Annotated in this window: 1 protein-coding gene; it reads left to right on the forward strand. The window is 65.6% G+C overall.

The window, feature by feature from the left end; translation table 11 throughout:
• Window positions 1-1,298, forward strand: a 1,298-nt coding sequence (locus BXA07_RS29670) for a ShlB/FhaC/HecB family hemolysin secretion/activation protein (RefSeq protein ID WP_076573260.1), incomplete at both ends; no start/stop codon positions are given.

The raw sequence follows: 1,298 nt of genomic DNA on the forward strand, positions 1-1,298 counted from the left end.
AGCGCCTATGCCGTCGATCCCCCGAATGCCGGCAGCCAGTTGCAGCAGATTCCCGTCGCGCCGCAGTTGCCCAAGGCGCCGCCAGCCATTCGCGTGCAGCAGGGCAATGTGCCCGCCATCACGGTGGGCGACACCACGCGCATCACCGTGCAGCGCCTGCGGATCACGGCGCCACCCGTGTTTGCCGAGAGCGAACTGGTCGCCGCCACGGGTTTCGTGCCCGGCAGCGAGCTGACCCTGGGCGAATTGCGCGCCATGGCGTCAAAAATTGCCAGCTATTACCAGAACCGTGGCTATTTCCTCGCGCAGGCCTATCTGCCCGCGCAGGACATCCACGATGGCGTCGTCGCCATCGACGTGCTGCCGGGCCAATATGGCCAGGTGCAGCTGCGTAACCAGAGCAAGTTGTCCGACGGCCTGGCCGGCACCATATTGGCCGGTCTCGACGGACAAGTGATTTCCACGCCGCCACTGGAGCGGCGCTTGCTGCTGCTGTCGGACTTGCCGGGCGTGCAGGTCAGCTCGACCCTGGCGCCGGGGGCGTCCCTGGGTGCGTCCGACCTGATCGTCGACGTGCAGCCCGGTGCGCGTTTCAACGGCAGCATCGACCTGGACAACCAGGGCAACCGCTACACGGGCCGCAACCGCATCGGCGCCACCCTGAACATCAATGAACTGGCCGGCATCGGCGACGTGGCCACCGTGCGCGCGTTTACCTCGGCCGACGGCCTGAACTATGGCCGCCTGGCCTACCAGGGGCAGGCGGGCCTGCTGCGCCTGGGCGGCGCCTACACCTATATGGATTACAAGCTGGGCAAGGAATTTGCCGTGCTTGACGCCAAGGGCACGGCGAAGATCGCCAGCGCCTACGGCAGTTATCCGCTGATCCGTACGCGCAGCAGCAACCTGTATGCCCAGGTCAGCTATGACGACAAGACATTCCAGGACCGGACGGAATCGACGGGCACCGTCAACGACAAGACGGCCAAGGTGTGGATGCTGAACCTCAACGGCGACAGCCGCGATGGCTGGGGCGGGGGCGGCGCCAGCACGTATTCGGTCACCTACACCACGGGCAAGATCGACATCGAGACGCCGCTGGCGCTGCTGATCGACCGCTTGACGGTGAACAGCAACGGCCACTTCAATAAACTCAGTTTCAATGCGGCGCGCGTGCAAAGCCTGGGCGGCGAGACCAGCCTGTATGGCGTGCTCAGCGGCCAGGCGGCATCGAAAAACCTCGATGTCTCCGAAAAGATGGGCCTGGGCGGCGTGGGCGGCGTGCGCGCCTATCCGGG

This window comes from Janthinobacterium sp. TND4EL3 (assembly GCF_900156175.1).
Classification (GTDB): domain Bacteria; phylum Pseudomonadota; class Gammaproteobacteria; order Burkholderiales; family Burkholderiaceae_D; genus Janthinobacterium.